Raw genomic sequence first — 7,536 nt, 5'->3', positions numbered from 1 at the left:
ACACGCTGCAGCAAGGCAAAGCGCTCCGCCTTGACAGTCAGTTGCGCCTGGGGCGACTCGCTGAGCAAGACCTCTCCTTGCGCACTGATGCGACCGCCTTGCGCCCCAGACTGCGCCGTGAACTGCGTCAGCTTGACGTGCGCACCTTCGAGGTCAACCAGCAGTTGCCCATCCGTCAGGTTCACGCCCATCAGCGCCTGCCCCAGGCCCAGGCTCTGTCCCTTGATCTGCCCGGTGTAGTGCGGCACCCCCAACGTACCACCCAGCACGGCCTTGGCCTGCATCTGGCCGGTCAATCGCCAACCCGCTGGCACCCAGGTACCCCATGGACGCAGATTGGCAATCTGCATGTCCAGTTCGCCTGACAAAGGGTCGCCAGCTTGGGGCAATACATCGGCAGAACGTGCCTGCACCATCTGCCGGCCTTTGAGCACACCCAGCACACGGCCATCGAATTGCTGCGTCATGGTCCACACGCCATCTTTGGCCTGCAGGGCGATGCGGGCATCGCGGATGCCCAGCTTTTGCGTGCTGTTGCCCTGAATGGTCGGCTCGCTCAAGCTGAGATCACCCGACTGGCGCGCCACGTAGGCATCCACCACCCAGGGCTGGCGCGCGCTGTGATGCAGATTGACTGCACCACCGAGCAACAGATCACCGCCCCACCCTGCCTGAGGTTGCCAGGAGGTCAACAAGGCTGGCAGATTCAGGGGCTCCAGTTCCAGCGAGGCCTCCAGCTCACCAATCGGATCAATTGCCGATGCAGGAGCCTGCCAGTTCAAGCGACTCAAATGCAAGTCGGCCCCCAGGACCGTCAAGGCCGTGGGATCCACACGCAGTGAACGGCCATCGGGGGCATCGCGCCAAGTCAGCCCAAAAGGCTGCGCTTGCAAGAGCATGCGAGGGGTGTGTCCGGCCAATTGAATGGCCAACTCGTTGACGCGACCTTGCCAGCTCATGGCCTGCGCTTGCCAGCCACCTTGCACAGCCGTGGACAGGTGTACCTGACTGGTCTTGCCTCCACCTTGTGGCTTGTGGATCAAATCGGCAACGAGCTGCGACTCGTGTTGACGCAAGCTGCCCGCCACGCGCCATTGCGCTTTGTCCAGGAGCACATGCGCTGTCTGCCATTGCGACAGATCAAGTTGCAGCCGCAATGGCGCGTCAGGTGATTGGCCATCCATCGACCAGTCGGCCTGCCCGGACGCCAGGCCCATCTGCATACCGTTGGCCATGACCCACTGCAACCGAGACACGGACATCTGCCCATTGGTATTGAGCTGCGGCCACATGCCTCGCCCTTTGAACGAACCCTCTACAAGCCCCGACAACTGGCGCAAACCGATCAAGGGCACGACAGCCTGCAAGGCCTGGAGCGCTGGCGCGTGAACGCTACCTTGCCAGTTGGCATCCGGCATAGGCTGCGGTAGCCCGTCTGCGCGGGCACGCCAAGGCAAATCAGCGTGCGCCTGCATTTGGTTGCCGGCCGCACTCATGTCCAGCGCCAGCGACATGCGCTGCGGCGCCTGCGGCGAGCGCCACTGCACCTGGCCATTCACGGGCACACCGCCCAATTGGCTCGATTGCAAGGCCACGTCCAACTGACCGCGCCAATTGGCGTCCAGCGCCAGGTCCATCTCGCCTGTCAGTTGGTTACGGCCATTCATGCCCGCAGGCCAAGGCAGCCACACCTGAGGATCGAAGGCCTGCACCTTCAGGTGGCCCTTGACTGCCCAAGTCGGTTCGTGCGTTTTCCCAGCTCCGAGCAAAGCCCAACGCAACACAGCGTCACGCAGTTCAGCTTGTGCGGCCTGAGCCTGCAGGCGCAGCGCGCTCACCTCAAACTGGCCAGGGGCATAGCGGCCATCAAGCGTGAGGCTAACCGGTATGTCGGCCTTGTTGCTTGACTTGATTGATTTGACTGACTGGGCCGGACGATTTGAAAACGAAGGCCCAAACAAGCCCGTCATCTTCAAGCCCAATGCCGATCGCAACTGCGCCCAATCGCTCGCAGACTCCTTGTTGGAGACGCTGAGCCAATCTGGCTTGAGTTGCAGGCTCCCGTCCAGCTGGAGCGTTGGCGCCAGGCCATACAGGGCTTGCGGCTCCAGCTTGCGCCATTGAGCCTGGAGCGTGCGCTGCCCACCCCATCCGCCGTTGACAGCCAGATCACCGGGCGCGTGCCCAGCAACCGAAGGCAGCTGCGCGACCAGATCCAGTTCACCCTGCTTCCAGGCCTGCGCCAGATCCTTCGCGGCATGCACGTCGGGCAGCAGCATGTGGCCGCGCAGGGAGCGCAAAGGCAAGCGCTGTTCATCCCAGGCCCCAGCCTGCTCGTTACGCAGATCCAGCCTGGCCTCAAGCGCCTTCTTGGGCGTGGGTTGAAGGCTGATTTGCCCATGCAACACGGATGCCGGCAAGCTCGCATGCAGATCAGCCAGATTCAGGTTCTGCACGGAAGCCGTCAGGCGTGACGCGGGCCAGGCGACAAATGACTGGATCTCGCCGTCCAGCGTCAAACCTTGCTTGGCTCGGCCTTCTTGCTGAAGACTCACCTGGGCTTGTAGCTGCAAGCTTGCCAATGGGCCTTGGGCATGGAGCTTCGCCGTGCCTTTTGCGCCTGCTTGTACGCCTGTTTGTGCTTGTACCTGCGATGCCAGGATGTCCGCGACCAAAGGCAAGCCTTGATTGACCCCCAACTGCGCCGAGCCCTGAAACGACCAGTTCAGCCAATCGAGATGAGCCAGCTTGACCACATGCGTTGTCTGCCTCTGGCCAGCCTGCTGCGCCTCCACAGTTGCATCCAGCTTTTGCAGTGGCGAGGCCTCACCCCACAAGCTGCTCTGCGCCTGATCGACCAGCAAACGCTTCACACGCAAGGAAAACGGCAGGCTCAGATCCGTGGGTGCCACCAGGGGTTTGACAACCGGGTCGGGCACCCACACCAACTCCAGCTTGCGAGCCTTGAGTTGCGCCACATCCAGGCCGAAGCGCCACGCCGCATGCATGTCTGGCGCCAGCTGCAACTGCTGCCATGAGGGCTCGATCAAGGTCAGTCGCCCGGAACGCGGCAAGCTGATGTCAATGCGTGCGGCCTGGAAGTCACCCAGCAAAGCGCCTTGAGGGCCAGACACCTTGATGCCCGGCAGCATGGGCAACAAGTGCGAAGTAGCGGCTTCGTTGTGCGCCAAGGCCCACAGCGCACCGACTGTCGCAGCGGCGGCGGCCAGCAAGACCATCAAGGCACGAAAGAGCTTGACGAACAGTCCGGTCACAGGCTGATCCCCACGCTGAAATGCAAACGCCAACGCTGCACCTCAGTGCCATAGGCCACATCCAGGCGCAAAGGCCCCACCGGGCTGCGCCAGCGTATCCCCGCACCGTAACCGACCTTGGGTTGCAGATCGCCAAAACGGTTGGCCGCGTCACCCGCATCGATGAACAAAGCACCCCACAGGCTGGGCATCTTGCTGGACAAGGGATGGGCCAGCTCCAGGCTGCCCGTTGTCATGGAGCGCCCGCCCACCACGACGCCTTCGTTGAGCACGCCCAGCGATCGGTAGGCATAGCCGCGCACCGAGTCATCGCCACCGGCGCGAAACAACAAGGTATCAGGCACGCTCACCGCATCACGGGCAAAGACCTGCCCCACCTCGCCACGCGCCGTGGCATACCAGTGCGACCACAAAGGCAGATAGCCGGTCACACGGGCATAGGCGCGGCCAAAGTAGCCAGGTTCATCCAGGGCTGAATAAGATCTGCCGCCCGTGAGTTGCCCCAGGCTGGTCGAACCTTTGGTCGGCAGGATCTGGCTGTCCACATCGCGGTAGATCCATTGCGATGTCCCGCTCACAGCCGAGGCGTTGGACACCACCAGCCCTTCGGACGAGCGCACTTCGGCTCGCTGGAACTCCAGATAATCTGTGCGCTCCAGCCGTTCGCCCTCACGTAGCAAGCCGAACCGAAGGTACTGGCTGGTGGTCACGGCATCGCTGTCATCCAGCAGATACGAGCCCTGCGCAGAAATCAGCCCACGCTGATGACCGGGCCAAGGGTGAGACGTCAGATCGAGTTGCCCGGTTGATTCCTTGCGACCAATCTGCACCTTGGCTTTGCTCTGCCAGTCCAGCCCGAACAGGTTGCGATACAGATGCTCCCCCGACACGCGAGGGCCTGTGTTGCTGCTGATACCGATACCGGTCGTGGCCGTCTGCATGGGCAACTCGTGCAGTTGCACCAGCACCGGTGCAGCCTGGGCCTGGGTCGGATCCAGATCGGTCGTCACGAAGACGTTGTCGAACATATTGAGTTTCTGGATGCGCTCCTGCCAGTCCAGCAACTGCTTTTCGCTGTACGGATCGCCCTTGTGAAACGGCGCCAGATTGATCACGGCAGATGCGGGCTGGCGACTCAGCCCTTCGACCCGGATATCCCCGAACGCCACGGCCGAGCCCGAGTCTGCCACCAGGAAGATCTTGGCCTGACGCGTCTGTGCATCAACCGTGACCGAAGTACCGCTCCAGCTGGCCAGGGGATAGCCTTCTGCCCGCATGCGCGCCAGCGCCCCGTTCTTGGCTGCCGACCAATCAGACTGCCTGAATACCTGTCCTTCCGGCAGCGCCCAGTTGCGCTCCAGCCTGTCCAGCAAGGCTTGGGCAAGCGGATCGCTGTTGGCCAGGCGCGTGTCCAGATCGCCTTCAAACACGAACTGCACCTTGCTGACCACGGTTTGCGGGCCTGGGTCCACCTCCATGCTCACGACGACCGGCTGGCCTTCAACCTCATCGCTCACTTTGGTCACGATGCGGGCATTGAAGTAGCCCTCGGCCTCCAGCAGGGCCCTGGCCTGATCCGGCGCGGACACCACCAGGCGACGCAACTCGCTGCGCCTGATCCCCAGGCTTTGATCGTGGTTCGACTCTTCCTGAAACCGGGCCAGATCCAGGAAGTTGCGCAGCAGTTTGTCCAGCGGCTTGGGCGCATCGATCTGCAACTGCCAGACCACGGGCTTGCCTCGCTCTGCGCGGGCCGCATCCCCCGTCTGCAGTGGCGCATTGGCCGCGGGTTCGTTGTCCACGGCCGATGCATCGTGCTCGGACGGCGTGGACGCGGCAGAGGCCGCAGAGGCCGCCGCAAGGGCTGGCGCCACCGGGCCCGATTGCGCCCAGGACGAAGCTGTAAACGGCAGGCTGGCACCCATCAGGCAGGCCACGCCAAACCACCGCGCCTCCAAGCTCACCCTGTTGCCCTTGGGCTTGAACCCGATCATCTATTTATTTGCTGAGCAGCCGCATGGCCCCTTCCAGGCCTTGCAAGGTCATGGGGAACATCCGCCCGCCCATCAACTGCTGCATGATGGACACGCTCTGACGGTAGGTCCACACGCCTTGCGGCTCCGGATTGATCCACACGAAATTGGGGAAGGCGTGCGTCAGGCGCGAGATCCACTCGGCACCAGGCTCTTCGTTGTTGTACTCGACGCTGCCGCCAGCTTGCAGGATCTCATAGGGGCTCATCGTGGCATCGCCCACGAAGATAAGCTTGTAGTCCTTGTTGTACTTGCGGATGATGTCCCAGGTCGGGATCTTCTCGGTGTAGCGCCGATGGTTGTTGCGCCACATGAAGTCGTACACGCAATTGTGGAAGTAGTAGAACTCCAGATGCTTGAACTCGGTCTTGGCCGCAGAGAACATCTCTTCCACGCGGTGGATGTGGTCGTCCATCGTACCGCCCACGTCCATGAGCAACAGCACCTTCACAGCGTTGTGTCGCTCGGGGATCATCTTGATGTCCAGCATGCCGGCATTGGCCGCCGTGGCATGGATGGTGTGATCCAGATCCAGCTCTTCGGCCGCGCCCTGGCGTGCAAATTTGCGTAAACGACGCAAAGCCACCTTGATATTGCGGGTGCCCAGCTCCACCGTATCGTCGTAGTCCTTGAACTCGCGCTTGTCCCAGACCTTGACGGCGCTGCGGTTGCGGGAACGGTCCTGGCCTACGCGATAACCCTCGGGGTTATACCCATAGGCCCCGAAAGGCGACGTGCCACCGGTGCCGATCCATTTGTTGCCGCCTTCGTGCCGCTCTTTCTGCTCTTCCATCAACTCCTTGAAGCGATCCATGAGCTTGTCCCACCCCATGGCCTCGATCTTGGCTTTCTCTTCGGGCGTCAGTTCGCGCTCGAAATGCTTGCGCAACCACTCCAGCGGAATGTCCTTGGAGAAGTCGATGGCGTCCCCCACCCCTTTGAAATAGGCGGAAAAAGCACGGTCAAATTTATCGAAATGTGCTTCATTCTTCACCAATGTCATCTTGGCTAGGTGATAGAACTCATCCACAGACGGGCCAATCACGTCATTCTTGATAGCCTCAAGCAAGCTGAGGTACTCCGGAATGGTGACCGGCAGCCGGGCGGAGCGCAAAGCGAAGAAGAAGTCGATGAGCATAGAAGCGGTCCTGCGAATCAAACTGTATTTTGGCCCCGGATAGCCGAAAACGTGTTGACGCGTCCTGTTTCCTTGCAGGTCTTTTGAGGTTTTACCTGTTGCATCACTGAAGTCGCCACATGGAAGCTCGCCATTTGTTGCTGGCCTTTATCCTGCTGACTCACTGTCTGACGACGGTGATGTGGTGGGTGGCTGGCTCGTGGTTGGGGCTTTCACGCAAGGCGGCACGCCACTGGCTGCTCGCCAGTGTGGCCAACGGGCTGGCCCTGGCCCTGCCGGTGCTGCCGGAAGTCGGCACGGCCGATCAGCGCATTGCCCTGGCCGGCTCGCTGGTGGTGCTGGGTGCCGTGTCGCTGCGCCGCGGCCTGCAGTTCTTCCTGAAGATCCGCCTGACCGATGTTGCGCACACCATCCTGGTCGTTGGCGTGACCCTGTTCAACCTGGTCGTGTGCCTGCGCGAAGGCTGGCATGCCACGGGCGTGATCGTCAGCAGCCTGGCCATGACCTGGGCGCTGGGGCGCACGGCGCGCGAGACCTTTACCCCGCTGCGCACGGAGTTCAACGCCGTGACCGCCTGGATGCACGCAGGCATGCTGAGCATCGCGGTGATCGTGTTCGGGCTCGTTGCCCTCACCTACACAGCGCCCGGTGTGCACTGGCCCTGGATGAGATGGTCTACCGAGGCGGCCCAGTTCGCCATGGTGTTCTCCAGCGTGGCCATGTCGATCCTGGCGAGCTTCGTGCTGGGCTACATCGTCGTGATGCGCCTGGTGCGCCGGCTGGAGCACCTGTCTCACCACGACGCGCTGACCGGGCTGCTCAACCGCCGTGCCATCGAGTACCTGCTGGACCGCGAAGACCAGCGCCTGCAGCGCTTCGGCGACCCCTACACCGTGCTGCTGGTGGACATCGACCACTTCAAGCGCATCAACGACCGCCTGGGCCATGCCGCAGGCGACGCCGTGCTGTGCGCGGTCTCACGCACCTTGCAGGCGCAGGCCCGTGAGGTGGACCGCGTGGCGCGTTATGGCGGCGAAGAGTTCTGCATCTTGCTGCCTCACACGCTGCACGATGGTGCGATGCAAGCGGC

General features: G+C 62.3%; 4 protein-coding genes. 1 reads left to right on the top strand and 3 read right to left on the bottom strand.

Annotated elements, in window-relative coordinates; genetic code table 11:
* The 3 genes from EPO09_RS02530 to EPO09_RS02520 all read right to left on the bottom strand — a co-directional run.
* The coding region (locus tag EPO09_RS02530) for a hypothetical protein (RefSeq protein ID WP_290639834.1) at positions 1 to 3,275 on the bottom strand (3,275 nt) is incomplete at its 3' end.
* Complete coding sequence (locus EPO09_RS02525; RefSeq protein WP_290639833.1) at positions 3,272 to 5,269, bottom strand: autotransporter assembly complex family protein; 1,998 nt, start codon at positions 5,267 to 5,269, stop codon at positions 3,272 to 3,274. The genes EPO09_RS02530 and EPO09_RS02525, both read right to left, overlap by 4 nt.
* 4 nt (positions 5,270 to 5,273) lie before the next feature.
* Positions 5,274 to 6,446, bottom strand: coding sequence for a VWA domain-containing protein (locus EPO09_RS02520; RefSeq protein ID WP_290639831.1), 1,173 nt, complete (start codon positions 6,444 to 6,446; stop codon positions 5,274 to 5,276).
* A gap of 119 nt (positions 6,447 to 6,565) precedes the next feature.
* On the opposite strand from EPO09_RS02520, the gene EPO09_RS02515 reads away from it, so the two are divergent.
* The coding region (locus EPO09_RS02515; RefSeq protein ID WP_290639830.1) for a diguanylate cyclase at positions 6,566 to 7,536 on the top strand (971 nt) is incomplete at its 3' end.

Origin of the sequence: Aquabacterium sp. (assembly GCF_004297345.1) — a bacterium.
Lineage (GTDB): Bacteria > Pseudomonadota > Gammaproteobacteria > Burkholderiales > Burkholderiaceae_C > Aquabacterium.
Note: the sequence above shows the minus strand (reverse complement) of the source record. Positions and strands in the feature narration are given on the sequence as shown.

Excerpts from the sequence above, each read along its gene's own strand:
- EPO09_RS02520 (WP_290639831.1), bottom strand. The coding sequence starts at position 6,446 with ATGCTCATCGACTTCTTCTTCGCTTTGCGCTCCGCCCGGCTGCCGGTC.
- EPO09_RS02525 (WP_290639833.1), bottom strand. The coding sequence starts at position 5,269 with ATGATCGGGTTCAAGCCCAAGGGCAACAGGGTGAGCTTGGAGGCGCGG.